This window comes from Ancylobacter aquaticus, from assembly GCF_004339465.1.
In the GTDB taxonomy this organism is placed as follows: Bacteria; Pseudomonadota; Alphaproteobacteria; order Rhizobiales; family Xanthobacteraceae; genus Ancylobacter; species Ancylobacter aquaticus.
This window is the reverse complement of record NZ_SMFY01000001.1, coordinates 186,645-210,962: the sequence shown is the minus strand read 5'-3', so window position 1 is coordinate 210,962 and position 24,318 is coordinate 186,645. Positions and strand designations below refer to the sequence as shown.

Below are 24,318 nucleotides of genomic sequence, written 5' to 3'. Positions count from 1 at the left end.
AATTCCGCCCGAAGGAGATTCGGATGGACAACTTCACTCCAAAACGACTGTATCGCGTCCTTGATTTGCCCGGCTTCCGCGGGTTTGAAGATCTCGTCATTCGCCATGGCCGAGCAATGCTGGATGATTGCAAGCGTGATGAACTTTCCAAAGACATATTCGGTCTCAGTTATCTCGAAACCCTAATACTGGAGCATGAGAACAGCTACGAGAGTGAAACGGCCGAATTAGATGAATATCTGGCAATTCCTATACTCGACAATTTAGGTCTAGATTTTAGAAATGACTACCAAAAGCCGCTAAAATGCACAAAGGCATTCTGTCGTCAGGCCGAATACGCCATTAAATTCAATCAATGGACGCCCGAGGTTGTCCTTGGCCAGGAAGACGTAATGGCCGACCGGCTATCCCGGGACGCAGAACGATGGCTGGCTGAACGGCATAGGTAATTCTATGTGCATTCACTTAGCTGCGGTCTTGAGCCAAATACCGCGCCTCGCGCGGGTCATTTCGTCGAGGTGGATCGCGCCCAGCTAGCGCCTTAACAGCTTCCGCCACTAGGTCCGCCTTCGCAGCAAACGGTGCGTGGTGCGGGCGGCGGAGATGATTTAACCCGCCATCGCTTCCTCGCTGCCTCATACACCTCGCCGCGCTCGCGCTTGCCGACCGCGACAACCACATGCAGCGCGGGGCGGATCAAGGAACCCCGCCGCAAGCGTTCCGCTTCGACGCGGGAAGAGGAGGGTATGATCCCAGAGCGGGCCTTCGGCCGTCCGGGCTGACGTGCTGTAAGCGCCGGGCGTGAGTCGGCCGCTTACGCCTCTAGGGCGCAAATGGCGCCTCGTTTAGGTAGGCGATTTTGTTCACCCCGCCGAAGGTCTCGACGAGAAAGGGGACTTGAGGCCCTTCCAGTATGCCATCTTGCGGGTATCTGAGGGCAAACTGGGTGGTATCACCGTGAAGTTGGGCCAGTCGCTCTATTTGCTCCTCTAGAAATCCCGGGTGAAAGTCGGGAGCAAAACACCACCTTGGATTTTGGGCTGCCAAGGTGTGAACTTCGACGGTGACTCTTACTGCCTCGTCTCGTATTCCCTTGTTCTTGGGCTCATGCCAGAGCTTAGCAAGATTGTGGCTGAATTTCTTCTTCACGTTATCCGGTGTCCAACCTGCACTAATGAGGTTGGCTTTGAGTAAAAGCTCCACGCCGTGCGCGGTAAGCTGAAGCGCAGGCAAGAAGAGGATCCCGCGCACATATTTTGAAGATTTGATCAACACATCGACAGCTTCAAAGTGCCGTTGTGCTCTAATCAGCCACCGGCAATAAGCGCTCTCTTCGAATCCCCCCATTGTCTCACCCGCCCTTCGCCGCCGCCTTCAGTCGGTAGAGTGCCTCCAGCGCCTCGCGGGGGGTCATCTCGTCGGGTTGGAAGCCGTCTAGCGCCGTCTTCACCGCCGCCGCCGCCGGGTCGGCCTTCGCCACCGGGGCGGCGGGCGGGGGGGCGCGGTTCAGCGCGGCGAAGAGGGGGAGGTCGTCCAGGATGCGCTGGGTGGGCGCGGCACGGTCGGCGCTTTCCAGTTCGGTCAGCACGGCGCGAGCACGCTCCACCACCGCGTGCGGCAGGCCGGCGAGCTTGGCCACCTGGATGCCGTAGGAGCGGTCCGCCGCGCCCGGCACCACCTCGTGCAAAAAGATCACCTCGCCCTCCCACTCCTTCACCTTCACTGTCGCGTTGACGAGGCGGGGCAGGCGCTGGGAAAGCGCGGTAAGCTCATGGAAATGGGTGGCGAACAGGCCACGGCAGCGGTTGGTCTCGTGCAGGTGTTCAAGGCTGGCCCAGGCGATGGAGAGGCCGTCGAACGTCGCGGTGCCGCGCCCGATCTCGTCGAGGATCACCAGCGAGCGCTCTGTCGCCTGGTTGAGGATGGCGGCGGTCTCCACCATCTCGACCATGAAGGTGGAGCGCCCGCGCGCAAGGTCGTCCGCCGCGCCGACGCGCGAGAACAAACGGTCCACCACGCCGATGCGGGCGAGCGTCGCCGGCACGAAGGCCCCGGCCTGGGCGAGAATGGCGATCAGCGCGTTCTGGCGCAGAAAGGTCGACTTACCCGCCATGTTGGGGCCGGTGACGAGCCAGATGCGCCCGGTGCGGGCGCCCTCCGGGGGTGAGAGGTCGCACTCATTGGCGACGAACGGCCCGCCATCCCGGCGCAGCGCCTGCTCCACCACCGGGTGGCGGCCGCCCTCGATAGCGAAATCGAGCCCGTCGTCCACGTCGGGGCGCACGTGGCGCTCCTCCACCGCCAGCCTGGCGAGGCCGGCGGTGACATCAATGACCGCCAGCGCCTCGGCGCAGGCGCGGATCGCCTCGGTCTGGCCCATCACGGCGCCGACCAGTTCGTCGAAGATGATCTGCTCCAGCGCCAGCGCCCGCTCGCCGGCGCTGGAAATCTTCGCTTCCAGCTCGGCCAGCTCGGTGGAGGTGAAGCGCATGGCCCCCGCCATGGTCTGGCGGTGCATGAAGACGACGTCGAAGGGCGGCTCGCGCAGCTTGTCGGCGTTCTGCTGGCTCACCTCGACGAAATAGCCGAGCACCGCATTGTGCCGGATCTTGAGGGCGCGGACCCCGGTCTCCTCGACATAGCGCCGCTCCAGCGCCGCCACCACGCGCCGGCTCTCGTCGCGCAAGGCGCGGGTGGCGTCGAGCTCTTCCGCATAAGCGAGGCGGATGAAGCCGCCGTCGCGGCGGTTGAGCGGCAGTTCATCGTCGAGCGCGGCGGTGAGCGTTGCCGCCAGCGCCGGGTCCACGCTCTTCAGCGCGGTGGCGGCGGCCACCAGTTCCGTCGGCGCCGGTGCGGCGTCGATCAGCGCGGCAATGGCCATGCCCTCGCGGAGCCCGCGGCCGATGGCGGAAAGGTCGCGCGGACCGGCACGTCCCAGCCCCACCCGGGAGAGCGCGCGGGCAAGGTCGGGCACGCCAGCGAGGCGCTCGCGCAGCTGGGCGCGCAGGGCGGTCTCGTCGACCAGACACTCCACCGCATCGAGCCGATCGGCCACCCGGCGGGGGTCGGTCAGCGGTTCGGCGAGGCGGCGGGCGAGCAGGCGCGCGCCGGCCGAGGTGACGGTGCGGTCCACCGCCGCCCACAGGCTTCCCGTGCGATCGCCGGTGGTGGTGCGCAGGATTTCGAGGTTAGCCCGCGTCGCCGGGTCGATGATCATCGCGTCACTGGAGGCCTCGCGCTGCGGCCGGCCGAGCGGGGGGCGCGCACCGAGCTGGGTACGCTCGATATAGGCGACGATGGCGCCGGCGGCGGCGAGTTCGGCCCTCGAGAAGGCGCCGAAGGAATCGAGCGTTGCCACCTGGAAGAAGCCGGCAATGCGGCGCCCGGCGGTCGCGCCGTCGAAGCTCTCCCTTGGCAGCGGCGTCACGGCCGGCAGGGTGCGCCATAGCGGGCGGAGATCGGCCTCCTCATAGACCGCATCGGCGACCAGCAATTCGGCCGGCTCGATGCGGGCAAGGTCGGCGGCCAGGCGGCCGCTGTCGGTTTCGGCGACACGGAAGGAGCCGGTGGAGATGTCGGCGAAGGCAAGCGCATAGACATAGCCGTCGCCCTCCTCGCAGCTTCCGCCCTTCACCCGGGCGAGGCTCGCCAGCACGTTCTCGCGCCGCGCGTCGAGCAGCGCGTCCTCGGTGATGGTGCCGGGGGTGACGAGGCGGATCACGTCGCGCTTGACGACGCTCTTGGGGCCACGCTTCTTCGCCTCGGCGGGCGGCTCCATCTGCTCGCACACGGCGACGCGGTAGCCGGCGGCGATCAGCTTGTGCAGATATTCCTCGGCCCGGTCCACCGGCACCCCGCACATGGCGATGTCCTCGCCCTGGTGCTTGCCGCGCTTGGTGAGCACGATGCCGAGCGCACGCGCGGCGATCTCGGCGTCTTCGAGGAACAGCTCGTAGAAATCCCCCATCCGGTAGAACAGCAGGCTCCCCGGATTGGCCGCCTTGATCTCGATATACTGCGCCATCATCGGCGTGACGCGCTCGGCCTCGCCGGGGGCCTTGGGCGCGGTGGTGTTCACGGGCTGATCCATGAAAGGGACGCTGGCAGAGGCAGGGGCCGCGTTTCAAGCGCCATGGCCGGTTATCCCCCCTAAAGCGCGACGCCGCGCAGCGCCTCGGGGTCCATCAGCCCCATCAGCCGGCCGGCGGCGGCGCGGGCGAAGCGCAGGGTCAGCGCCCTGCGGGTGGCGCCGGCCATGGGGTGGTGAGGCGCCTCGCGCATCAACCCGGCGCCGAACGGGTCGGCGACCAGGATGCCGGTGTCCTCGGGAAGGATGTCCAGCGGGAAATCCGGCCCGACGGCGAAGAACAGCCGGTCGCAATGCTGGCGGTACTCGGCCCATTTGCGGTCAGTGCGGAAGTCGATGACCGAGGACTTGATCTCGATCACCCATACCTCCCCGCGCATGTCGAGCGCGGCGATATCCGCCCGGCGGCCGGAGGCCAGGCAGAATTCCGGCACGCCCATGAGCCCGCGCGCGCCAAGATAGCGCAGCGCCCCGCGCTGGATGCCGCGCGCGGTCTCCGACTGGCGCCCGTCCGGGGGCATGACGAGGTCGGGCAGCACAAGGTCCGGAAAGCTGGTATCGCTCATCCCCGTACTCTATCCGTTCTCCTGCGTGCGTGGGAAGGGGGCCGGCTCTCCCGCCGGAAAGGGGCTTTCCGCCGTCTCGATTGCGGGGGCGTCTTCGCCGCGCGAGAAGGGCGGAAGTTCGGCGCCGGCCAGCACCGTTGCCGGGGCCGGCGGAGGCGTGCCGTCGTGCAGCCGGCGCACCACGGCGAAGGCACAGATCAGCGCCGCCACGCCGAAGGCGACCGAGCCCAGCGCCTGCCCGGCGATGACCCCCTCGACGCCGTACCAGCGCCCGCCCAGCCAGACGAAGGGAATGGTGCCGAGCGTCGCCCGCCCCCAGTTGAACAGGGTGGAGAGCAGCGGCGCGCCGAGATTGTTGAACGCGGCATTGGCGACGAACAGCGCGCCGAAGAACACATAGGCGCCCGCCGCATAGAGGCAGAAAAACTCGACCAGCGCCACGCCCTCCGCCGACAGGCCGAACACCCCGGCGATGGGCTGGTGGGCCAGCGCCAGCAACAGCCAGACGCCGAGCACATAGGCCACGGTGAGCTTCAGGCTGTCGCGCACCGTCTGCCGCACCCGGTCATAGCGTTGCGCGCCCACATTCTGGCCGATCACCGGGCCGATGGCGCCGGTGAGCGCGAAAAGCGGGCCGAAGGCGACAGGGATCAGGCGGCCGATCACCGCCCACGCCGCCACCGCCGCGTCGCCGTGCGGGGCGAGCGCGTGGGTAACATAGGCATTGCCGACCGGGGTGGCGATGTTGGTGAGGATTGCCGGCACCGCAATGGCCGAGAGCGGCGCCAGATCGCTGACAAAGTCGGCCAGCCTCGGGCGAGCCGCGAGCCGATGCACCCGGATGACGGCGTTGAGCCCGTAGGCGGTCATGATGATGCGCGCCAGCACCGTGGCGATGGCCGCGCCTTCGACGCCGAGGCCAAGCCAGAGAATCAGTAGCGGGTCGAGCACCGCAGTGGCGAGGCCGCCCGACAGCGTGACCCACATGGAGCGCCGCGCGTCGCCAATGCCGCGCAGCGTGCCCGACGCCGCCATGCCGATGCCGAGCAGCGGCGTCGAGGGCAGCACGATGAGCAGAAAATTCCGCGCCAGTTCCAGCGTGCGCCCCGTGGCGCCGAGCAGCGCCAGCAGCGGGCCGAGGAAGGGCAGCATGGCGAGCGTCATCAGCCCGGTGGCCAGCGCCATGTAGATCAATGACGAGGTGGAGAGGCGCCGCCCGTCGCCCACCCGTCCGCTGCCGATCGCCCGTGACACCAGTGCCGAACCGGCGATCATCACCCCGATGCCCACCGAGGTGGTGAAGAACATCACCGTGCCGGCATAGCCAATGGCCGCAGCGAGTTCCTCCTCGCCGAGCATGGAGATGTAGAACAGGTTCAAAAGGTCGACGACGAACACCGCCATGAGGCCGACCGAGCCGGCCGCCGTCATGGTCGCGACATGGCGCAGGGTCGAGCCTTCGACGAAGCGGGCCTTGAGCGGCTTGCGGGTGGAGGGCGTGTCCATGGGCTGGATATGGCATGCGCACGAGCCGTCGGACAGGTTCGCCGCTGCAAGCCATGGCTTGCACGCCCGCCCGGCACGCGGCCATGCCTGCGACACAAGGCGATGATTGAGAAGCGTCATTGAAATCGGCTAGAAGTGCACTCCCCGATCCGGCCGCCCGCGCGGCCCTTCGCGCCGTCCCTGACCCCGCTCCCCGTGCACGGACCCGCCATGACCGCCGAGACCACCGCCGAGACCATCGACGACCACACCAAGGCCCGCGTGCTGGTGCAGGCGCTGCCGCACATGCAGCGCTATGACGACGCCGTCATCGTGGTGAAATATGGCGGCCACGCCATGGGCGACGAGCAGGTGGCGCGGGATTTTGCGCAGGACATCGTGCTGCTCGAACAGTCCGGCGTGAACCCGGTCGTGGTGCATGGCGGCGGCCCGCAGATCGGCGCCATGCTGGCCAAGCTCGGCATCAAGTCGGAATTCGCCGCCGGGCTGCGCATCACCGACAAAGCCACCGTCGAGATCGTCGAGATGGTGCTGGCCGGTTCGATCAACAAATCGCTCGTCGGCTTCATTAATGAGGCCGGTGGCAAGGCGCTGGGCCTTTCCGGCAAGGACGGCAACATGGTCGTTGCCTCCAAGGTGACGCGCTCGGTGCGCGACCCCGATTCGAACATCGAGCAGGTGATCGACCTCGGCTTCGTCGGCGAGCCGGAGACGGTGGACACCACCGTGCTCGACCAGATCCTCGGCCGCGAGTTGATTCCGGTCCTCGCCCCCTTGGCCACTGGCAAGGGGGGCGGCACCTTCAACGTCAATGCCGACACCTTCGCCGGCGCCATCGCCGGGGCACTCGACGCCAAGCGGCTGCTGCTGCTGACCGACGTGCCCGGCGTGCTCGACGCTGACAAGCAGCTCATCAAGGAGCTGACCATCGCGCAGGCCCGCGCGCTGATTGCCGACGGCACCATTTCCGGCGGCATGATCCCGAAGGTGGAAACCTGCATCTACGCGCTGGAACAGGGCGTAGAGGGGGTGGTGATCCTCGACGGCAAGGTGCCGCATGCGGTGCTGCTGGAACTGCTGACCGACCACGGCGCGGGAACGCTCATCACGCGGTGAGCGGCAGTACGTCATCCCTGGTCCCGCCGATGTAAACGTCACTCGGTATGACGGCGTGACGGGGCCGGGATGACGAAGGCCTCGCCCGGACGGCCGGCATTCGCTATGGAGGAAGCCATGACGCTATCCCCCGCTGCCGCCCCATCGCCCGTCGACGTCTCGCGCACCGACTTCTCCCACGTCGAGACGTGGGTGTTCGACCTCGACAACACGCTCTATCCGCCCGGGCTCGACCTGTGGCGGCAGATCGACATGAAGATGCGCGCCTATATCGCCAACTTCCTCGGCCTGACGCTCGACGAGGCGTTCGCGCTGCAGAAGGGCTATTACCGGAAATACGGCACTTCGCTGCGCGGGCTGATGATCGAGCACGCGATGGATCCGGACGATTTTCTCGCCCACGTCCACGCCATCGACCTCGCCAGCCTCAACGCCGCCCCGGCGCTCGGGGAAGCGCTGGGCGCGCTGCCGGGGCGCAAGCTGGTCTACACCAACGGCTCGCGCGGCCATGCCGAGCAGGTTCTCGCCAAGCTCGGCATTTCCGACCACTTCGCCGATGTGCACGACATCGTCTCCTCCGAGTTCCACCCCAAGCCGCACGAGATCGCCTATCGCGGCTTCCTGCAGCGCTTCGACGTCGACCCGACCCGCGCGGCGATGTTCGAGGACCTCGCCCGCAATCTCGAAGTGCCGCATCAGCTCGGCATGCGCACCGTTCTGGTGGTGCCACCGGGCCTCGCCGTGAACCCCGCCGACCGCGAGGCGTGGGAGCATGAGGGCCGCGACGGTGCCCATATAGACGTGGTGACGGACGATCTGACGGCATTGCTGGTCAGCCTGCGGGCGGGGATGTAGCCACTCGACCGTTGACAGAAGCGCCCCGCGACCGGACAAGACCGCGAACAGCGGAGAGTGACATGTCGAGCCAGCTTCAGAGCATCATCGAGACCGCCTTCGAGAACCGGGCCGAGGTCAATTTCGAGACCGGCGGCGAGATCCGCCTCGCGGTGAACGAGGCGCTCAGCCTGCTCGACGCCGGGACCGCGCGCGTTGCCGAGCCGGGCGCAGATGGCAACTGGGTGGTGAACCAGTGGCTCAAGAAGGCGGTGCTGCTCTCCTTCCGCCTCAACGACATGACCGCCATTCCCGGCGCCCCCGGCGGCGCCCATTGGTGGGACAAGGTGCCCTCCAAGTTCGAGAGCTGGGGGGAGGCCGAGTTCCGCGCGGCCGGCTTCCGCGCCGTGCCGGGCGCCATCGTCCGCCGTTCCGCTTTCATCGCGCCTAATGTGGTGCTGATGCCGTCCTTCGTGAATCTCGGCGCACGCGTCGATGCCGGCTCGATGGTCGACACCTGGGCGACGGTCGGCTCCTGCGCGCAGATCGGCAAGAACGTGCATCTTTCGGGCGGCGTCGGCATTGGCGGCGTGCTGGAGCCGCTGCAGGCCGGCCCGGTTATCATCGAGGACGACTGCTTCATCGGCGCCCGCTCGGAAGTGGTGGAGGGCGTCATCGTGCGCCGCGGCGCGGTGCTCTCCATGGGCGTGTTCATCTCCGCCACCACCAAGATCGTCGATCGCGCCACCGGCGAGGTCTTCGTCGGCGAAGTGCCGGCCTATTCGGTGGTCGTGCCCGGCGCCCTGCCCGGCAAGCCGCTGCCCAACGGGCAGCCCGGCCCTTCGCTCTACTGCGCGGTCATCGTCAAGCGGGTGGATGAGCAGACCCGGTCCAAGACCTCGATCAACGACCTGCTGCGGGACTGAGGGCGCGCCTCGGGCTCGAAGCCACCTCAAACCGATGATAAAGCGTAGTGGGAAGCATCGTGCTACATGTGTGTCCGTTGCAGAGTGGACTGTCTCTCTCGCCATTGCGATAACACCAATAACTCCTGCTCCCGACGGTTGCGGCAATGTAGTTCGATAGCCGGAGGCATTAGAGATGGCGAAGCGTAATCGGGCACCAGAAGTATCGTCGTCCGATCCGGGAGCAATACAATATTTAAAAGGCCTTCGAGACGCTGTAAGGCCGATTCACAGTGAGGCTGCGGCGTACTTAGATCCGATACTGTCTGATATTACAGATTCGCCTGAAATCGCCGCCGACCCCGTCGAGATCCTGCGCACGCTCATCCGCTGCCCTTCGGTGACGCCGCACGAGGGCGGCGCGTTGGCCTATCTCGACGCGCTGCTGTCCAATGCCGGCTTCGCCACCCACCGGGTGACACTCACCGGCCCGGACACGCCGGATGTGGAAAATCTCTACGCCCGCTTCGGCAGGCGCGGCCCCAATCTGTGCTTTGCCGGCCATACCGACGTGGTGCCGCCGGGCAATGCCGAGCACTGGCGCTTCCCCCCTTTCGAGGGCGCGATCCAGGACGGGATGATCTATGGTCGTGGCGCGGTCGACATGAAGGGCGGCGTCGCCGCCTTCATCGCCGCCGGGCTGGATTTCGCCGCCGCCCATGGCCATGACCCCGATCACGCGGACCTGCCGGGCTCGGTCTCCTTCCTGCTCACCGGCGACGAGGAAGGCCCGGCCATCAACGGCACCGAGAAGCTGCTGCGCTGGCTCGCCGACCGGGACGAGCGAACCGACCATTGCGTGCTGGGCGAGCCCACCTCGCGGGCGGTGCTGGGCGACATGGTGAAGATCGGCCGGCGTGGCTCGCTCTCGGGCACGCTCACGGTCCATGGACGGCAGGGGCATGTGGGCTACCCACACCTCGCCGAGAACCCGATTCCCGGCATGGTGAAGCTGCTCGCCGCGCTCAAGGCCGAGCCGCTCGACGGCGGCAACGATCATTTCCAGGCGTCAAATCTCGAAGTTGTCTCGGTCGATGTCGGCAACCCGGCCTTCAACGTCATTCCCGCCGAGGCGCGGGCGCGCTTCAACATCCGTTTCAACGATCTGTGGACGCCGGACACGCTCGCCGCCGAGATCGCGCGCCGCATGACGACGGCGGCCGGCAACGAGGTGCGTTTCGCCCTCGCCTTCGAGGAGCGCTCCTCTGACAGCTTCCTCACCGCCCCAGGGGCGTTTGTCGACCTCGTGGTCGAGGCGATCCGTGAGGCCACCGGCCGGCGGCCGGAACTTTCCACCACGGGGGGCACCTCCGATGCCCGCTTCATCAAGGATTGCTGCCCGGTGATCGAGTTCGGGCTGGTCGGTACGTCCATGCATGCGGTGGACGAATCCACGCCCATCGACGAGGTCCGCGCCCTCGCCCGCGTCTATGCCGGGGTGTTGGCTCGCTATTTCGCCGTTTTTGGGCGCTGAACGCGCGCGCCTATCTGCTCTTCAACCCCGGTGACAGCGCGTCGACGCGGCTCGTGCTGTTCATGTCGCTGGAATAGAGGTCGACCTGCACGCTGCCGCTGATCTTCACGCAGGTCGATGAGCCGGGCAGGCGGGCGAAGCCGGCGCCATGACTGGCGCAGGCGGGATCGGATTTGACCCCCGCCGCGTCGGCCTTGCCGCTGGGCCCGGACGCCTGCGCCAACGCTGGGAGGGTGCCGAGGGCCGTCACGCCGGCAACCAGCGCAGCGATGGCGCCGAGGTGCCGCGAAACCGTTCCGCGTTGCGCCGTGCTGCCCATCATCCGCTCCCGCTGCCCTCAAAAATCGAACCTTCCGATCCGAATGCGGCTCCAATCGGGCGCGGTCAAGCGCTGGCCGCGCCGGAGCGCCGCCCATATCCGGCTAGAGTGCGATCCGATCAGATTGAACCAATCTGATCGGTAAATCGCCCTCTAACTCTAAGAGAGAGAACGCGTCTCCGATCAGCGTGCGATGCATGCTGATCGGCGCGTGCTCTAAATAGCGCCGAATCGCCCGACCGGAGACCCAGCATGCCGAACCCCATCCGACCTGTGCTCGCCACCAGCGCTGCCGTGTTCCGCGACGGGCAGGTGCTGCTGGCTCGGCGCGGCCGTGCGCCCTCGCTTGGCCTGTGGACGCTGCCGGGCGGCCGTGTCGAGCCGGGGGAGACGCTGGCGCAGGCGGCCATCCGCGAGGTCGCGGAGGAGGTGGGCGTCGCCTGCGAGATTCTCGGCGTCGCCGGTGCGCTCGACATCATCCAGCGCGATTCTTCCGGTGCGCTGACGGCGCATTTTGTCGTGGTCAGCCATGCCGCGCGATGGGTCGATGGTGAGCCCAGCGTGGGGCCGGAGGCGACGGAAGTCGGCTGGTTCCACCCCGCCGCCCTGCCGCAGGAGACGACGCCCGGGCTCGCCGGCATTGTCGAGGCCGCTTGGCTGCTGGCGCAGGCCGATGACGCGCCGCAGGCCCAGTAGGCCCGTGCGGGCCCTTGACGCCCGCGCGGCGCCGGCGCACCACAGCCGCATGCGACCCACTGCGCCCGGCCCCCTCCTGCTCGCCCTGCTGCTGGCGAGCCTCGCTCTCGCCCCGCGCCCTGCGGCGGCGCAGTCGACGCAGGGCGGCGCGCCGCCCTATGAGGCCGAGCTGCTGCATCTGGCTGAAATTCTCGGTGCGCTGCATTATCTGCGTCCGCTCTGCGGCGCGGCCGAAGCGACGCGCTGGCGCGACGAGATGCAGGGAATGCTCGACATCGAGGCGCCCTCGGGCGACCGGCGCGGCCAGCTCACCGGCGCCTTCAACACCGGCTATGAGAGCTACCGGCAAGTCTACCGCGTGTGCACGCCTTCGGCGGAACTGGCCAGCCAGCGTTATCTGGAGACCGGCGCCAAGCTCGCCCGCGATGTCGCGACCCGCTACGGCAGCAACTGAGGCGCACCGCAGCCGGTGCTCGTCGAACGATTATGTCACACCTGTCGCATTTATGCCGCGTCAAATTAACCGTCCTTCAATTCTTGGGCGGACGTACCGGCGGGGCATGCTAAGGTTCGGGTGTTGCGTGCCCCGCGGGGCGGGAACTCGGCACGCGGAGGATTTGGTTTGTCTCAGCTTCCTGGAACGCTCGATATCGACGACAAGGCCGACCAGGCTCACGAGGACGAGCGCCATGCCGCGCTTGCCTATCTCGATGAGGCGTGGAACGAGGCCGTCTATGACGGGCTCGACGAGGACTGCCTCGCGCAGGCGGCGCTGTTCACCGCCATCCGCTCCATGGTCGCCACCTATGGCGAGGAAGCCGCCGCCGGTTTCGCCGAGCGGCTGGCCGAGCGCATCCGTGGCGGCGAGTACACCATTCCCTATAATCGCCAGTAGCGCGCGCTCCGGCTGCGGGGCATCCGCCTTCCAACCCTATGACAAAAAACGCTTTGTTCGCTCAGTAGCGGCGCCAGGCTGATCGGCGCGTGCTCTATCCGTTCCGCCGGACAAAGATTTCCAGCCCCTCGACGTCGGGTTCCAGGAGCGTCCAGCCGCGTCCGGCGTAATAGGACGCCCGTCGCTCTTCCGCCGCCAGATACACGCATTCATGACCTGCGGCGAAGGCTGCCTCGGTCGCGCGCACCACCAACGCCGCGCCGATCCCCTGCCGCCTTGCGTCCGGCTCCACCCAGAGCGCCGCCACCCAGGGCGTCAGCGCCGGGCGCAGGTCGACATCTGCGGCAATGAGGGCGACACAGCCGAGGAAGCGGTCCTGTTCATGGGCGACGAAGGTCGATGGCACCACGCCCGGGCCGAAGCTCTCGTCGAGCCGGGCGCGCAGGGCGGCGAGCGGCACGCCCTTCGCCTCCCACCAGGCCCGCCAGACGCGCTCGGCCACCACGGCGGCGAAAGCGGGAACCTCGCGCAGGTCCGACATGCGGCAAGGGGATGTCATGCGGCCGATTCTCCAGACGCAAAAAGCGCAGCGACTTGCGTCACCGCGCTTCTATAGCTCAGCCCCGCCGATCCGGCAGGGGTGGAAATCTCTCGCGTCCTGCCGACCGGGGCAGGGCCGCGCGGCGTCGTCTCAGCGGGGAGCGCCGGGAACGACCTTGGGCTTCGAGGGCAGCAGGCCCTCGCGCTGGGCGCGCTTGCGGGCCAGCTTGCGCGCGCGACGGACGGCCTCAGCCTCCTCGCGGGCGCGCTTCTCGGAAGGCTTCTCGTAATGCCCGCGCAGCTTCATCTCGCGAAAGATGCCTTCGCGCTGCATCTTCTTCTTCAGAGCCTTGAGGGCCTGGTCGACGTTGTTGTCCCGAACGAGAACCTGCACGTGTCTTCCTCTTTCGTGCTTCGCGTATCGCGTATCATTGAAGTCTGGCGATTGGCGCGGGTCTCCCGAAACCTACGGGACGGCGGGCAGCCAATCAGGGTGAGCGCACATAGCAGGACTCTTTCGGCTTGTCCATCGCCCGCACGCCAGTGAACCCCACAAAGGCCTGCGAGCATGCGCCTTTGTCCCTTCTGCGCCCTCTCTCGCCGAGGCGCCGAGTCATTTCGCGGAACAGCGAGCGCCGTCACACGCCGGCGATGGCGATCACCTCGGCCACGGCCGCCTTGCTGCGGAAGGCAAGCGCAGCCTGATACTCCGGCGAGTGATAGCAGGCCAGCGCGGTCGCCAGATCCTTGAACGCGACCAGCACGTTGCGCGAGCGGGCCTGCCCATGCACGCCCTCGTGACGTCCACCGCGCACCACGAACCACCCCTCATATTTGGCAATGGCGATGGCGTCAGCAGCGACATAGGATTTGTAGGTTTCCATGTCGTGCACGTCGATCCGCATGACCCAATAGCCGGTGCCGGGTCCGTCCGCCGCGCCGGAAAGCGTCGCCGCCGCCGGCTGGTCGCCTTCATAGCCCTCGATAATGAGATGCTCGCCCTCCGAGGAAGCGACGCGGTGGGTGTAGGCGGCCTGATATTCCGGCGATTGGAAGCAGGCGCGCGCGGTCTCGAAATCCTTGAACTCGACCACGACGTTGCGCGCGCGGGCGGTGCCCTCCAGCGCCCCCGGCGTGCCGCCGCGCACCAGGAAGCGCCCGCCAAAGGAGGCGATCGCCGGTTCCGCGCCCTGCAGATAGGGCTTGTAGCCGTCGGCATCGTGCACATCGAGGCGGCTGATCCAGTAGCCCTTGGCCATTGTTCTCGGTCCTTCTGCGTCGGTTCAGGAAAGCGCGCGGGCGATCTCGGCCTGCACCGCGCGGGCGGCGGCGGCGGGATCGGGCGAGGCGACGATGGGCCGGCCGACCACGAGATGGTCGGCACCGGCGCGAATGGCGGCAAACGGCGTGGCGATACGTTTCTGGTCGCCGGCCGCCGTGCCGTCCGGGCGCACGCCGGGGGTGACGATGGCGCCCTTCGGCCCCAGCGCGGCCCGCACCGAGGCGGCGTCGGTCGGGGCGCAGACAATGCCGTCAATGCCGATCTCGCGCGCCTGCGCCACCCGGCGCGCCACGGTCTGCGCGACGCCGGCGCCATAGCCGGCCTCGGCGAGGTCGCCCTCGTCATAGGAGGTGAGCACGGTGACGGCGAGAATGCGCAGCGGGCTCGCCCCCTTGCCTTCCATCGCCGCGCGCATGGTCTGGGGATAGGCATGCACGGTGGCGAAGCTGGCGCCGAGCCCGGCCAGGCTGGCGACGCCGCGCGCCACCGTGTTGCCGATGTCGTGCAGCTTGAAGTCGATGAACACCTTGCGGCCATCGGCGACCAGCTCGCGGGCAAGGCCGAGGCCGCCGGCGAAGCCGAGTTCATAACCGATCTTGTAGAAGCTCACCGTGTCGCCCAGCCGGGAAATAACGCTTTCCGCCGCACCGACCGAGGGCAGGTCGAGCGCGACGATGAGCCGGTCGCGCGGATCGGAAACAGGGGCGTGCATGAAGACGTCTCCGCGCTCAGGCGCGCAGACCCGCCCGCAGCGCCGCCTGCTCGATAAGCGTTGTCATCACGGCGCGCAACCTTTCGCGCGCCTTCTCGTCGTGGAAGTCGCCGCGTTCGTCGAAGGCTTTGGACGCACCCGCCAGCATCACCTGCTCGGCCAGCACGAGAGCGCCGAGGCCGAGCGCCAGCGTCTGGCGCAGCATCATCGCGGCGCGATAGCCGCCCAGCCCGCCGGGCGAGGAGGAGCCGATGGCAAAAACCGGCCCCTTGAAGGCGTCACCCTCCCCGCCGCGTACCCGGCTCGCCCAGTCGAGCGCGTTCTTCAGCAAAGGCGGCAGGCCGGCATTGTATTCAGGGGTGACGATGAACACGCCGTCGGCGCGCGCGAGTTGGTCGCGCAGCTGACTGGCGGCGGCCGGTACACCCTCATGCGCTTCAAGATCCCCGTCATAGATCGGCATCGGGTAGTCGGCGAGCGACAGCAGCACCGGCTCGCACGCCATCTGCGCCAGTTCCTTGGCGGCCAGCCCGGCAAGGCTGGCGGAGAACGAGCCGGTACGGATCGAGCCGGCAAAGACGAGGATGCGGGGCAGGCGCATATGGGCCTCCTTGTGCCGGGCGAACCGTGCGCCGGGCGTCACGCCTCGGCTGCGTTCAACTCCGCGGGCGCCGCGTGATGCGTGTTGGAGCGATACACCCAGACGCGCGCCGGCGGCAGGTTGGCCCAGATGCGCTGGCTGACATGGGCGTCGAAGCGCTCCGGAGCCAGCGGCACCGGCGAGACGACGGCATAGGTGAACTGGATGAAGGGCGCGCGCGGCGTGCTCAGGCCGAACGCCTGATCGAGCAGGCCATGGCGCTCGGGCGCGGGGCGGGTGAAGAGCGGCAGGCTCGACACCACGGCCGCCGAAGGGCGGTCAAGGTGGCTTTCTACCGTGAGCGCCATGTTGTAGGCGTCGCCCTGGATAACGGTGGCGGCGGGGAAGCGCAGGCGCAGCAGCTTGCAGAATTCCGGGTTGTACTCGATCAGCACTAGCCGCTCCGGCGCGACGCCGCGCGCGATGAGCGCCGCCGTCACCGGGCCGGTGCCGGGGCCGAGCTCGATCACCGGGCCGTCCTGCTCGGGGTCGACATAGCTCGCCATGGTGCGCGCCAGCGCCCGGCCCGACGGCGAGACGGCGCCGGTGCGGAGCGGGTTCTGCAGCCAAGACTGGAGGAAGCGAACTTCGTCGGGCCGCTCTTTCGGCGAGGGGCAGGCAGAACGATGGAGCATGCGACTTCGATTCCGGTAAGCCGTGGCGGGAAGGCGCGGCAACGCAAGAGTGGCGAGAGCCGCGAGACGACGCAGCGAGGCAAGGGCGGCGCGGTAGGAAACCAGGGTCAACAGTAGAGGCCGGACGGCCTCCTGTTAAGGCCTCGCGATGACGCGCCGATTACGTTTTGCCGCTTATTCGGCGTCGCCGGCAAAGAAATCCTTCACCCGGGCGAAGAAGCCGCTCGACTCGGGATGGGTGTCTTTTGAACATTCTGCATCGAACTCGCTCAGAAGTTCGCGCTGACGCCGCGTCAGGTTCTGCGGCGTTTCGACGACAACCTGCACATACATGTCACCGCGCGTGCGGCTGCGCAGTACCGGCATGCCTTTTCCAGAAAGGCGGAAACGCTTGCCGGACTGCGTGCCGTCGGGAATCTTCACCTTGGTGGTCTCGCCGTCGATAGTCGGCACCTCGCACGTACCCCCGAGCGCGGCCGTGACCATGGAAATCGGCGCCCGGCAGAAGAGGTCCGCCCCGTCGCGCTGGAAGAAATCGTGCGGGGCGAGCGACAGGAAGATGTAGAGGTCGCCCGGCGGGCCGCCGCGCACCCCCGCCTCGCCCTCATTGCCGAGCCGGATGCGGGTGCCGTCCTCGACACCGGCGGGAATGCCCACTTCGAGCGTGCGCTCCTTGGTGGTGCGGCCGGCGCCGTCGCAGGCCGGGCACGGGTCCTCGATCACTTGGCCACGCCCCTGGCAGGTCGGGCAGGTGCGCTCCAGGGTGAAGAAGCCCTGCGCCTGGCGAATGCGCCCGGAACCCGAGCAGGTGCGGCAGGTGGTGGGCTGGGTGCCGGGCTTGGCGCCGGTGCCCGTGCAGGTTTCGCAGATGATCGAGGTCGGCAGGCGGATGGTGGCGTCCTTGCCGGAGAACGCCTCCTCCAGCGTGATTTCCATGTTGTAGCGCAGGTCCGCGCCGCGCTCGCGCCCGCCGCGCCCCCCGCCGCTGGCGCCGCCGCGCCGGCCGCCGGACATGCCGAACAGATCGTCGAAAATATCGGAGAAGGTGGAAGCAAAATCGGAGCCGAAGCCCGGCCCGCCCGGCGCGCCCATGCCGCCATCGAAGGCAGCGTGGCCGAATCGGTCATAGGCGGCGCGCTTCTGCGGGTCCTTGAGGACCTCATAGGCCTGGCTGATTTCCTTGAAGCGAAGCTCGGCATCGCCATTGCCCGGATTCTTGTCCGGATGCCACTTCATCGCGAGCTTGCGATAGGAGCTTTTCAGCTCGCCATCGCTGCAGGTCTTGGTGACTTCGAGGAGTTCGTAATAGTCGGTCTTGGACATGGGTCGCTGTGCCGTCGCATCGTTGGCCGCCGCCGGCGCATCCCGCAGCGGGCGGTCCTGGCCGCCATGCAGGAAACCTGCCGGACGCCCCGGCCGTGATCCTGCGTGCCGGGCTTACGCTGACCCGTGGCGGCTGTGGCACCCGCCGCGCGGCCACGGAAAGAAATCCGCCCCCGGAACGGAATCCGGGGGCGGCGCTCAGATGTCGGTCAGGCCGACTTCTTCTTGTCGTCGTCGACCTCGGTGAACTCGGCGTCCACCACGTCGTCCTTCGGCGCCTCGTCACCACCGCCGGCATCGCCCTGCTGGGAAGCGTACATCGCCTCGCCGAGCTTGAGGGACGCCTGCGCCAGCGTGTTGGTCTTGGTGACGATCGCCTCGCCATCGTCACCTTCCATCGCCGCCTTGAGGTCGGCGAGGGCGGTCTCGATGGCGGCCTTCTCCGGCGCGCCGACCTTGTCGCCATAATCGGCGAGCGACTTTTCGGTCGAGTGAATCAGCGCCTCGGCGTGGTTCTTGGCCTCGACGGCGGCACGCCGCTTCTTGTCTTCCTCGGCGTGCGCCTCGGCGTCCTTCACCATCTTGTCGATGTCGGAATCCGACAGGCCGCCCGAAGCCTGGATGCGGATCTGCTGTTCCTTGCCGGTGCCCTTGTCCTTGGCCGAGACATTGACCAGGCCGTTGGCGTCGATGTCGAAGGCGACCTCGACCTGCGGCACGCCACGCGGCGCCGGCGGAATGCCGACGAGATCGAACTGGCCGAGGATCTTGTTGTCCGCCGCCATTTCGCGCTCGCCCTGGAAGACCCGGATCGTCACCGCCGTCTGGCCGTCCTCGGCGGTGGAGAAGACCTGGCTCTTCTTGGTCGGGATGGTGGTGTTGCGGTCGATCAGGCGGGTGAACACGCCGCCCAGGGTTTCGATGCCGAGCGAGAGCGGGGTCACGTCGAGCAGCAGCACGTCCTTCACGTCGCCCGCGAGCACGCCGGCCTGGATCGCGGCGCCAATGGCGACCACTTCATCCGGGTTGACGCCCTTGTGGGGCTCCTTGCCGAAGAACTGCTTCACCACTTCCTGCACCTTGGGCATGCGGGTCATGCCGCCGACGAGAACGACCTCGTCGATCTGCCCGGCGGTGAGGCCGGCATCCTTGAGCGCCTTCTTGCAGGGCTCCATGGTGCGCTGGATTAGGTCGTCCACCAGCGCCTCGAACTTCGCGCGGGTGAGCTTCATGGTCAGGTGCTTGGGACCGGAGGCATCCGCCGTGATGAACGGCAGGTTGATCTCGGTCTGGGCCGCGCTCGACAGCTCGATCTTGGCCTTCTCGGCGGCTTCCTTCAGCCGCTGGAGGGCGAGCTTGTCGTTGCGCAGGTCGATGCCCTGCTCCTTCTTGAACTCGTTGGCGAGATAGGTGACGAGCCGCATGTCGAAGTCTTCGCCACCCAGGAAGGTGTCGCCATTGGTGGACTTCACCTCGAACACGCCGTCGCCGATTTCCAGAATCGAGACGTCGAAGGTGCCGCCGCCGAGATCGTAGACCGCGATCGTGCCGGCCTGCTTCTTGTCGAGGCCATAGGCGAGGGCGGCCGCCGTCGGCTCGTTGATGATGCGCAGCACTTCAAGGCCGGCGATGCGGCCGGCGTCCTTGGTGGCCTGGCGCTGGGCGTCGTTGAAATAGGCCGGGACGGTGATGACCGCCTTGTCGACCTTGGCGCCGAGATAGGCCTCCGCCGTTTCCTTCATCTTCTGCAGGGTGAAGGCGGAAATCTGCGAGGGCGAATACTTCTTGCCGTCCGATTCCAGCCACGCATCGCCATTGTCGCCGCGCACGATCTGGTAGGGGACAAGCTTCTTGTCCTTCTCGACCATGGGGTCTTCATAGCGGCGCCCGACAAGGCGCTTCACCGCGAAGAAGGTGCGCTCGGGGTTCGTGACCGCCTGGCGCTTGGCCGGCTGGCCGACGAGGCGCTCGCCATCCTCGGTGAAGGCGACGATGGAGGGCGTGGTACGCGCGCCTTCCGCGTTCTCGATCACCTTCGGGGTCGAGCCTTCCATGACCGCGACGCAGCTATTGGTCGTGCCGAGATCGATGCCGATGACTTTAGACATATGTTTCTCCTTCCGGCAGGCCGGCCGGACCTTCTTGAAGCACCCGGAGAGGAACGGACTGAATGCCGTGCCCCCGGACCGGCCCCCAAACAATTGGGTACGACGCTATCCGCGCCGTTCGTGGCCGATATAGGGGGCGGCCGTTTCCGCCGCAAGAAGCAGCGTGCGCGGAAAACATGCGCTGCGCAAAAGCCTCGCCCGGCGCGAGGCCCCATGGAGGCCTGTCGCCCTAGGGGGCGGGCGCGAAAGCCGGCTGGAAACGCCCGGCGAGCGCCCGCAGCACCCCCACCTGGTCGCCCAGTTCGCGCCAGTGGCGCGGGTTCAGTTCCAGCATGGCGACCGCGCCAGCCGGCGGGCGCACCATCTGCACCACACTGTCCCAGTCGATGCCGCCCCAGCCGATCGGAAGATGCAGGTCGCCCTCGCCAAAGGCCACCGCCTCGGCCGGGTCGTAGAACCACAGGTCGCCCGGCCGGCGCTCATTGGGGCGGCCGAAGGAATCGTGCAGGTGGAAATGGGCGACATGCGGCGCCAGTGCCGCCATCTCGGCGATGGGGTCGAGCCGCGCATCGGTGCAGCGTATATAGGCGTGGCTCACATCGAGCGTCGCCTTCACCGCCGGATGGTCGATCGCCGCCAGTTCGCCGGCGAGCTTGGCCGGGGTCGCCGTCTCGCGCACGTTGATAAAGCGGAAGATGTTCTCCACGCACAGCGTCACCCCCTTGGCCGACGCACGGTCGCCGGCACGGGCGAGGGCGTCGCGCTGGCGCGAATAGGCCACTTCGAGGTCGTCGTCGGGGTCACGCACGAAGCCGGCATGGACGACGAGGTGCTGGGCGCCGACGGCGGCGGCGATGTCGATATGGGCGGCGAGCACCTGCTCGTGCCGCGCCAGCCGCTCGGGCAGGTCCATCAGGTTGATGGCCAGCGCGCCATGCACGCTGTAGCCGAGCCGGCGCCCCTTGAGCGCCTGCACGAGATCCTTCAGACGGTTGTCGAGGATGCGCCCTTCGACCACGAGGTGCCACGCATAGACCGGAAGCTCCACCATATCGACATCCAGCGCTTCGGCCTCGTCGAGCCCGGCGCCCACATCGTCGAACTCGGGACTCCCCTCGCGTAGGGAGAAGCCGCAGGCGCGAATGGCGGGAACCGGGATGTGGAACTGCATCGTGTCGATCTTCCCCAGGGATAGGCGTGAAAGAGACGCGGCGACCGCGCGGCCTGTTTACGCCGTATATATGGCACAGGCGTTACGGGTCGACCGAATCGTCTGGAATAACGGTAGGTTAGAAGTTGTCCAACGCGCCAGGAACGCGCCGGTCGGGTCACATTTTCGGCGTCATCCAGCCGGCGACGGCGCCCTGCGAATCACGCACGATCGCCACTCGACCGACGTCGGGGACATCGAAAGGCGCGCGCAGCAGGGTACCGCCGGCGGCCAGAGCCTTCTCGCACCGGGCGTCGACGTCGTCGACCGCGATATAGGACAGCCAGTGCTCCGGCACGCCGTCGAATTCCGGCCCCTGCAGGGGGAAGATGCCGCCCACCTGCCTGTCGCCCTGGCGGATGATCCAGTACTCCGGCCCGCCTTCCATAGGCATCGCATCGAAGGTCCAGCCCAGCGCGGCGGCATAGAACGCCTTGGCGGCCGGGATGTCGCGGCTATTGAGCTCGTTCCAGACGAAGATGCCGTGCGGCGGCTCGGTTTGCCCTGCGTCTTCCACGGCGTTGCCCTCCTTTGTTAACCCCGTGGACACCATAACCCGAAAACCACCGCCGGGTTCACCGTCCCTGGCCGCCCGGCCCGCCATGTTCACGCCGCTATGGCTTGCGATGAGGCGCGAACCCTTCTAGACCGATTTCAGGCGCCGCCTGCCGACGGTCCGCAAAACCCTCCCGGAAAATGCAGCTCTATCACCATCCCTTCTGCGCCCATTCGCGTCTGGTGCGTCTCGCCCTCAGCGAGATGGGCATCGAGCCGGAACTGATCGAAGAGCGGGTCTGGGAGCGCCGGGCCGATTTCCTGATGCTCGACCCCGCAGGCGCCACCCCCGTGCTGGTGGAGGATGACGGCTTCGTGGTGCCGGGCATCGACCCGATCACCGAATATCTCGACGAGACCCGTGGCAGCGCGCTCGGTGCCCGCCGCCTGATGCCGGTGCATATCGGCGAGCGGGTCGAGGTGCGCCGGCTCAGTTCCTGGTTCAACCACAAATTCTACGCCGAAGTGTCCGAGCCGCTGGTGCGCGAGAAGGTGTACAAGCGCTACACCCCGCGCGAACTCGGCGGCGGCCCTCCCGACATGGCCATCATCCGCGCGGCGCGGGCCAATATCCGCTATCATCTGCAGTATATCGGCTGGCTGCTGAAGGCGAGGAACTGGCTCGCCGGCGACCGGATGACCTATGCCGATCTCGCCGCCGCCGCGCATATCTCCAGCGTCGACTATCTCGGCGACGTGCCCTGGGAAGAGGATGAGGGAGCGAAGATCTGGTACGCGCGCATCAAGTCGCGTCCCGCGTTCCGGCCCCTGCTCGCGCTGACGATGGCGGGCATGCCGCCGGCACCGTGCTACGCGGATCTGGATTTCTGACGCCGGAGGCGGCCAGGGACTATCTGTTCGCGCTGGCCCGCGAAGAGGGCTTCGACGCGATGGGGATCGCGAGGGCCGACGCCATCCCCCATGCCGGCCCGCGCCTCATTCAGTGGATCAGCGAGGGCGCGCATGGCGAGATGGACTGGATGCCCGATACCGCCGCGCGCCGTGCTGCGCCCGCCAATATGTGGCCGGACGTCGCTTCCATCCTGATGCTCGGGCTGAATTACGGGCCGGACGAAGACCCCCGCGCTTTGCTCGGCCAGCCCACGCGGGGCACGATCTCGGTTTATGCCCGCGGTGACGATTATCACGAGCTCATCAAGGGCAAGCTCAAGCGCATCGCCTCGCGCTTCGTGCCGCGCGCGGGCGCGGCGGGGACGGTCGAGGTCAAGGTGTTCGTCGACACCGCGCCGCTGATGGAAAAGCCGCTCGCCGAGGCGGCCGGGCTCGGCTGGCAGGGCAAGCACACAAACCTCGTCTCGCGCGACAAGGGCTCATGGCTGTTTCTTGGTGCCATCGCCACCAACCTCGCCTTGCCGCCGGACGATGCGGAAGTCGACCATTGCGGCTCGTGCCGCGCCTGCCTCGACGCGTGCCCGACCGGGGCTTTTCCCGCGCCCTACCGCATCGATGCGCGCCGCTGCATCTCCTATCTCACTATCGAGCTGAAGGGCGCCATCCCCCGCGAGTTGCGCCCGCTGGTCGGCAACCGCATCTATGGCTGCGACGACTGCCTCGCCGCCTGCCCGTGGAACAAGTTCGCCGCGCTCGGCCGCGAAATGCGCCTTTCCGCGCGCGACGAAAACCGCGCCCCGACGCTCGCCGAGCTCGCCAGGCTCGACGATGCGGCGTTCCGGGCGCGCTTCTCGAAAAGCCCGGTCAAGCGCATCGGCCGCGCCCGTTTCCTGCGCAACGTGCTGGTGGCGATCGGCAATTCCGGCGAGGCCGGGCTCGCTGTCGAGGCCGAGCGGCATCTGGGCGACGGGCACCCGCTGGTGCGCGGCGCGGCGGTGTGGGCGTTGTCCCGCCTGCTGCCGCCAGCCGACTTCGCGGCCCTGCGCGCCGCCCATGCCGGCGAGGCCGATGCGCAGGTGAGTGCGGAGTGGCGGCAGGCACCGACTGATTCAGCGGGAGAGGCCCCATGACCGGAACCTTGCTCTGCCTCGGCCATGGCTATTGCGCGCGGCGCCTCATAGCCCTCCATGGCGAGGCCTTCGCCCGGCGCATCGGCACCAGCCGTTCGGGTGAGCCCGGCGCCGGCATGGAGATGCTGCGCTTCGACGGGGTGCCCTCCCCGCTTGTGATCGCCGCCGCCGCGGAGGCTGACGCCGTGCTCGTCTCCGCCGCGCCGGGGGAGGCGGGCGACCCCTTCCTCGGGCCGCTCGGTGAGGCGCTGGCGGCAGGGAAGGGGCCGCTGGTCTATCTCTCCACCATCGGCGTCTATGGCGATTCCGCCGGCGCATGGATCGACGAGAGCGCGCCGCTCGCCGCCACAGTGCCAAGGGCGCGCCGCCGCATCGAGGCGGAAAGCGGCTGGCAGGCGCTGGGCCGCCACCTTGGCCGGCCGGTCGCGGTCCTGCGGCTCGGCGGCATCTATGGCCCCGGCCGCAACGCGCTGGTCGACATGGCGGACGGCACCGCCCGCTGCATCGAACGCGAAGGGCAGGTGTTCAATCGCATCCATGTCGACGACATCGCCGACGCCATCCATGCCGCCATCGCGCAACGCGTCGACGGGGTGGTGAATGTGGTGGATGACGAGCCCTCGCCCTCCTGCGCGCCGGTGCGCTTCGCGGCGGCACTGCTCGGCCTGCCGCCGCCCGTGCCAGAGAGCTTCGCGGAAGCCGCCCCCCGCATGTCGGCCATGGCCCTGTCCTTCTGGGCCGATAACCGGCGGGTGAGCAATGGCCGCCTGCATACCCTTCTCGGCGGCGCGCTGCGCTACCCGACGTTCCGGGAGGGCCTGTCGGCGCTGGCGCCGACGTTGCGCGAAAGTTAGAGCGCGAGCCGCAGGCCCG

Annotated in this window: 26 protein-coding genes; 11 read left to right on the top strand and 15 right to left on the bottom strand. The window is 67.7% G+C overall.

Going from position 1 to position 24,318, the window contains the following annotated elements; all coding sequences use genetic code 11:
* Positions 1 to 23: 23 nt before the first annotated feature.
* Positions 24 to 449 (top strand): hypothetical protein, encoded by a 426-nt coding sequence (locus EV667_RS01080; RefSeq protein WP_131833498.1) that lies wholly within the window; start codon positions 24 to 26, stop codon positions 447 to 449.
* Positions 450 to 822: 373 nt separating this feature from the next.
* Here the strand turns inward: EV667_RS01080 and EV667_RS01075 are convergent, their stop codons facing one another.
* The 4 genes from EV667_RS01075 to EV667_RS01060 are packed head-to-tail and all read right to left on the bottom strand — an operon-like array spanning position 823 to position 6,159.
* Positions 823 to 1,347, bottom strand: coding sequence for a hypothetical protein (locus EV667_RS01075; protein ID WP_131833497.1), 525 nt, complete (start codon positions 1,345 to 1,347; stop codon positions 823 to 825).
* 4 nt (positions 1,348 to 1,351) lie between these two features.
* On the bottom strand, positions 1,352 to 4,090 hold the full coding sequence (gene mutS, locus EV667_RS01070) for a DNA mismatch repair protein MutS (RefSeq protein ID WP_131833496.1): 2,739 nt from the start codon (positions 4,088 to 4,090) through the stop codon (positions 1,352 to 1,354).
* A gap of 59 nt (positions 4,091 to 4,149) precedes the next feature.
* Positions 4,150 to 4,653, bottom strand: coding sequence for an MmcB family DNA repair protein (locus EV667_RS01065; RefSeq protein WP_131833495.1), 504 nt, complete (start codon positions 4,651 to 4,653; stop codon positions 4,150 to 4,152).
* A gap of 9 nt (positions 4,654 to 4,662) precedes the next feature.
* Positions 4,663 to 6,159 carry an MATE family efflux transporter gene (locus EV667_RS01060; protein ID WP_245515922.1) on the bottom strand — a complete coding sequence of 499 codons (1,497 nt, stop codon included), beginning with the start codon at positions 6,157 to 6,159 and terminating at the stop codon, positions 4,663 to 4,665.
* Between the two features lie 210 nt (positions 6,160 to 6,369).
* On the opposite strand from EV667_RS01060, the gene argB reads away from it, so the two are divergent.
* The 4 genes from argB to dapE all read left to right on the top strand — a co-directional run bounded on the left by argB (position 6,370) and on the right by dapE (position 10,548).
* Positions 6,370 to 7,275, top strand: coding sequence for an acetylglutamate kinase (gene argB / locus EV667_RS01055; protein ID WP_131833494.1), 906 nt, complete (start codon positions 6,370 to 6,372; stop codon positions 7,273 to 7,275).
* A gap of 117 nt (positions 7,276 to 7,392) precedes the next feature.
* A complete protein-coding gene (locus tag EV667_RS01050) occupies positions 7,393 to 8,130 on the top strand; it encodes a pyrimidine 5'-nucleotidase (RefSeq protein WP_131833493.1) in 738 nt (245 codons plus the stop codon).
* 62 nt (positions 8,131 to 8,192) lie between these two features.
* Positions 8,193 to 9,035 carry a 2,3,4,5-tetrahydropyridine-2,6-dicarboxylate N-succinyltransferase gene (gene dapD / locus EV667_RS01045; protein ID WP_131833492.1) on the top strand — a complete coding sequence of 281 codons (843 nt, stop codon included), beginning with the start codon at positions 8,193 to 8,195 and terminating at the stop codon, positions 9,033 to 9,035.
* A gap of 328 nt (positions 9,036 to 9,363) precedes the next feature.
* Positions 9,364 to 10,548, top strand: a complete 1,185-nt coding sequence (gene dapE / locus EV667_RS01040) for a succinyl-diaminopimelate desuccinylase (protein WP_207907700.1) — start codon at positions 9,364 to 9,366, stop codon at positions 10,546 to 10,548.
* A 10-nt stretch (positions 10,549 to 10,558) separates the two neighbouring features.
* Here dapE and EV667_RS01035 read toward each other — a convergent pair whose 3' ends face one another.
* Entirely contained in the window at positions 10,559 to 10,867 is a 309-nt protein-coding gene (locus tag EV667_RS01035) for a porin (RefSeq protein WP_131833491.1), read from the bottom strand.
* 252 nt (positions 10,868 to 11,119) lie between these two features.
* Between EV667_RS01035 and EV667_RS01030 the strand changes: the two genes are divergently transcribed.
* From EV667_RS01030 to EV667_RS01020, 3 genes are all read left to right on the top strand, one after another.
* Positions 11,120 to 11,563 (top strand): NUDIX hydrolase, encoded by a 444-nt coding sequence (locus EV667_RS01030; protein ID WP_131833490.1) that lies wholly within the window; start codon positions 11,120 to 11,122, stop codon positions 11,561 to 11,563.
* Between the two features lie 49 nt (positions 11,564 to 11,612).
* The gene (locus EV667_RS01025) at positions 11,613 to 12,017 is read left to right on the top strand and encodes a TIGR02301 family protein (RefSeq protein WP_131833489.1); all 405 of its coding nucleotides are present in this window, start codon (positions 11,613 to 11,615) and stop codon (positions 12,015 to 12,017) included.
* Positions 12,018 to 12,185: 168 nt separating this feature from the next.
* Positions 12,186 to 12,458: a hypothetical protein gene (locus EV667_RS01020; protein WP_131833488.1), complete on the top strand. Its 273-nt coding sequence runs from the start codon at positions 12,186 to 12,188 to the stop codon at positions 12,456 to 12,458.
* 94 nt (positions 12,459 to 12,552) lie between these two features.
* Here the strand turns inward: EV667_RS01020 and EV667_RS01015 are convergent, their stop codons facing one another.
* From EV667_RS01015 to EV667_RS00970, 10 genes are all read right to left on the bottom strand, one after another.
* A complete protein-coding gene (locus EV667_RS01015) occupies positions 12,553 to 13,017 on the bottom strand; it encodes a GNAT family N-acetyltransferase (RefSeq protein ID WP_131833487.1) in 465 nt (154 codons plus the stop codon).
* 132 nt (positions 13,018 to 13,149) lie between these two features.
* The gene (gene rpsU / locus EV667_RS01010) at positions 13,150 to 13,392 is read right to left on the bottom strand and encodes a 30S ribosomal protein S21 (protein WP_131833486.1); all 243 of its coding nucleotides are present in this window, start codon (positions 13,390 to 13,392) and stop codon (positions 13,150 to 13,152) included.
* Between the two features lie 244 nt (positions 13,393 to 13,636).
* Entirely contained in the window at positions 13,637 to 14,257 is a 621-nt protein-coding gene (locus EV667_RS23135) for a DUF1330 domain-containing protein (RefSeq protein ID WP_131833485.1), read from the bottom strand.
* A gap of 24 nt (positions 14,258 to 14,281) precedes the next feature.
* The gene (pyrF, locus tag EV667_RS01000; protein ID WP_131833484.1) at positions 14,282 to 14,992 is read right to left on the bottom strand and encodes an orotidine-5'-phosphate decarboxylase; all 711 of its coding nucleotides are present in this window, start codon (positions 14,990 to 14,992) and stop codon (positions 14,282 to 14,284) included.
* A gap of 16 nt (positions 14,993 to 15,008) precedes the next feature.
* Positions 15,009 to 15,593, bottom strand: coding sequence for an NADPH-dependent FMN reductase (locus EV667_RS00995; RefSeq protein WP_131833483.1), 585 nt, complete (start codon positions 15,591 to 15,593; stop codon positions 15,009 to 15,011).
* A 38-nt stretch (positions 15,594 to 15,631) separates the two neighbouring features.
* Complete coding sequence (locus tag EV667_RS00990) at positions 15,632 to 16,267, bottom strand: class I SAM-dependent methyltransferase (protein ID WP_131833482.1); 636 nt, start codon at positions 16,265 to 16,267, stop codon at positions 15,632 to 15,634.
* A gap of 174 nt (positions 16,268 to 16,441) precedes the next feature.
* Positions 16,442 to 17,590, bottom strand: a complete 1,149-nt coding sequence (dnaJ, locus tag EV667_RS00985; RefSeq protein ID WP_131833481.1) for a molecular chaperone DnaJ — start codon at positions 17,588 to 17,590, stop codon at positions 16,442 to 16,444.
* 209 nt (positions 17,591 to 17,799) lie between these two features.
* A complete protein-coding gene (dnaK, locus tag EV667_RS00980; protein WP_131833480.1) occupies positions 17,800 to 19,698 on the bottom strand; it encodes a molecular chaperone DnaK in 1,899 nt (632 codons plus the stop codon).
* Positions 19,699 to 19,927: 229 nt separating this feature from the next.
* Positions 19,928 to 20,869 carry a sugar phosphate isomerase/epimerase family protein gene (locus EV667_RS00975; RefSeq protein ID WP_131833479.1) on the bottom strand — a complete coding sequence of 314 codons (942 nt, stop codon included), beginning with the start codon at positions 20,867 to 20,869 and terminating at the stop codon, positions 19,928 to 19,930.
* Positions 20,870 to 21,026: 157 nt separating this feature from the next.
* A complete protein-coding gene (locus EV667_RS00970; protein WP_342636717.1) occupies positions 21,027 to 21,512 on the bottom strand; it encodes a VOC family protein in 486 nt (161 codons plus the stop codon).
* A 92-nt stretch (positions 21,513 to 21,604) separates the two neighbouring features.
* Between EV667_RS00970 and EV667_RS00965 the strand changes: the two genes are divergently transcribed.
* The 3 genes from EV667_RS00965 to EV667_RS00955 are packed head-to-tail and all read left to right on the top strand — an operon-like array spanning position 21,605 to position 24,299.
* The gene (locus tag EV667_RS00965) at positions 21,605 to 22,294 is read left to right on the top strand and encodes a glutathione S-transferase family protein (protein ID WP_131833478.1); all 690 of its coding nucleotides are present in this window, start codon (positions 21,605 to 21,607) and stop codon (positions 22,292 to 22,294) included.
* Complete coding sequence (queG, locus tag EV667_RS00960; RefSeq protein ID WP_131833477.1) at positions 22,270 to 23,445, top strand: tRNA epoxyqueuosine(34) reductase QueG; 1,176 nt, start codon at positions 22,270 to 22,272, stop codon at positions 23,443 to 23,445. The genes EV667_RS00965 and queG overlap by 25 nt, the downstream gene beginning before the upstream one ends.
* On the top strand, positions 23,442 to 24,299 hold the full coding sequence (locus tag EV667_RS00955) for an NAD-dependent epimerase/dehydratase family protein (protein ID WP_131833476.1): 858 nt from the start codon (positions 23,442 to 23,444) through the stop codon (positions 24,297 to 24,299). Before queG ends, EV667_RS00955 begins: the two co-directional genes overlap by 4 nt.
* The last annotated feature ends 19 nt before the right edge of the window (positions 24,300 to 24,318 follow it).

Excerpts from the sequence above, each read along its gene's own strand:
- EV667_RS01080 (WP_131833498.1), top strand. The coding sequence starts at position 24 with ATGGACAACTTCACTCCAAAACGACTGTATCGCGTCCTTGATTTGCCC.
- EV667_RS01075 (WP_131833497.1), bottom strand. The coding sequence starts at position 1,347 with ATGGGGGGATTCGAAGAGAGCGCTTATTGCCGGTGGCTGATTAGAGCA.
- mutS (WP_131833496.1), bottom strand. The coding sequence starts at position 4,090 with ATGGATCAGCCCGTGAACACCACCGCGCCCAAGGCCCCCGGCGAGGCC.
- EV667_RS01065 (WP_131833495.1), bottom strand. The coding sequence starts at position 4,653 with ATGAGCGATACCAGCTTTCCGGACCTTGTGCTGCCCGACCTCGTCATG.
- EV667_RS01060 (WP_245515922.1), bottom strand. The coding sequence starts at position 6,159 with ATGGACACGCCCTCCACCCGCAAGCCGCTCAAGGCCCGCTTCGTCGAA.
- argB (WP_131833494.1), top strand. The coding sequence starts at position 6,370 with ATGACCGCCGAGACCACCGCCGAGACCATCGACGACCACACCAAGGCC.
- EV667_RS01050 (WP_131833493.1), top strand. The coding sequence starts at position 7,393 with ATGACGCTATCCCCCGCTGCCGCCCCATCGCCCGTCGACGTCTCGCGC.
- dapD (WP_131833492.1), top strand. The coding sequence starts at position 8,193 with ATGTCGAGCCAGCTTCAGAGCATCATCGAGACCGCCTTCGAGAACCGG.
- EV667_RS01035 (WP_131833491.1), bottom strand. The coding sequence starts at position 10,867 with ATGGGCAGCACGGCGCAACGCGGAACGGTTTCGCGGCACCTCGGCGCC.
- EV667_RS01030 (WP_131833490.1), top strand. The coding sequence starts at position 11,120 with ATGCCGAACCCCATCCGACCTGTGCTCGCCACCAGCGCTGCCGTGTTC.
- EV667_RS01025 (WP_131833489.1), top strand. The coding sequence starts at position 11,613 with ATGCGACCCACTGCGCCCGGCCCCCTCCTGCTCGCCCTGCTGCTGGCG.
- EV667_RS01015 (WP_131833487.1), bottom strand. The coding sequence starts at position 13,017 with ATGACATCCCCTTGCCGCATGTCGGACCTGCGCGAGGTTCCCGCTTTC.
- EV667_RS23135 (WP_131833485.1), bottom strand. The coding sequence starts at position 14,257 with ATGGCCAAGGGCTACTGGATCAGCCGCCTCGATGTGCACGATGCCGAC.
- pyrF (WP_131833484.1), bottom strand. The coding sequence starts at position 14,992 with ATGCACGCCCCTGTTTCCGATCCGCGCGACCGGCTCATCGTCGCGCTC.
- EV667_RS00995 (WP_131833483.1), bottom strand. The coding sequence starts at position 15,593 with ATGCGCCTGCCCCGCATCCTCGTCTTTGCCGGCTCGATCCGTACCGGC.
- EV667_RS00990 (WP_131833482.1), bottom strand. The coding sequence starts at position 16,267 with ATGCTCCATCGTTCTGCCTGCCCCTCGCCGAAAGAGCGGCCCGACGAA.
- dnaJ (WP_131833481.1), bottom strand. The coding sequence starts at position 17,590 with ATGTCCAAGACCGACTATTACGAACTCCTCGAAGTCACCAAGACCTGC.
- dnaK (WP_131833480.1), bottom strand. The coding sequence starts at position 19,698 with ATGTCTAAAGTCATCGGCATCGATCTCGGCACGACCAATAGCTGCGTC.
- EV667_RS00975 (WP_131833479.1), bottom strand. The coding sequence starts at position 20,869 with ATGCAGTTCCACATCCCGGTTCCCGCCATTCGCGCCTGCGGCTTCTCC.
- EV667_RS00970 (WP_342636717.1), bottom strand. The coding sequence starts at position 21,512 with ATGGCGGGCCGGGCGGCCAGGGACGGTGAACCCGGCGGTGGTTTTCGG.
- EV667_RS00965 (WP_131833478.1), top strand. The coding sequence starts at position 21,605 with ATGCAGCTCTATCACCATCCCTTCTGCGCCCATTCGCGTCTGGTGCGT.
- EV667_RS00955 (WP_131833476.1), top strand. The coding sequence starts at position 23,442 with ATGACCGGAACCTTGCTCTGCCTCGGCCATGGCTATTGCGCGCGGCGC.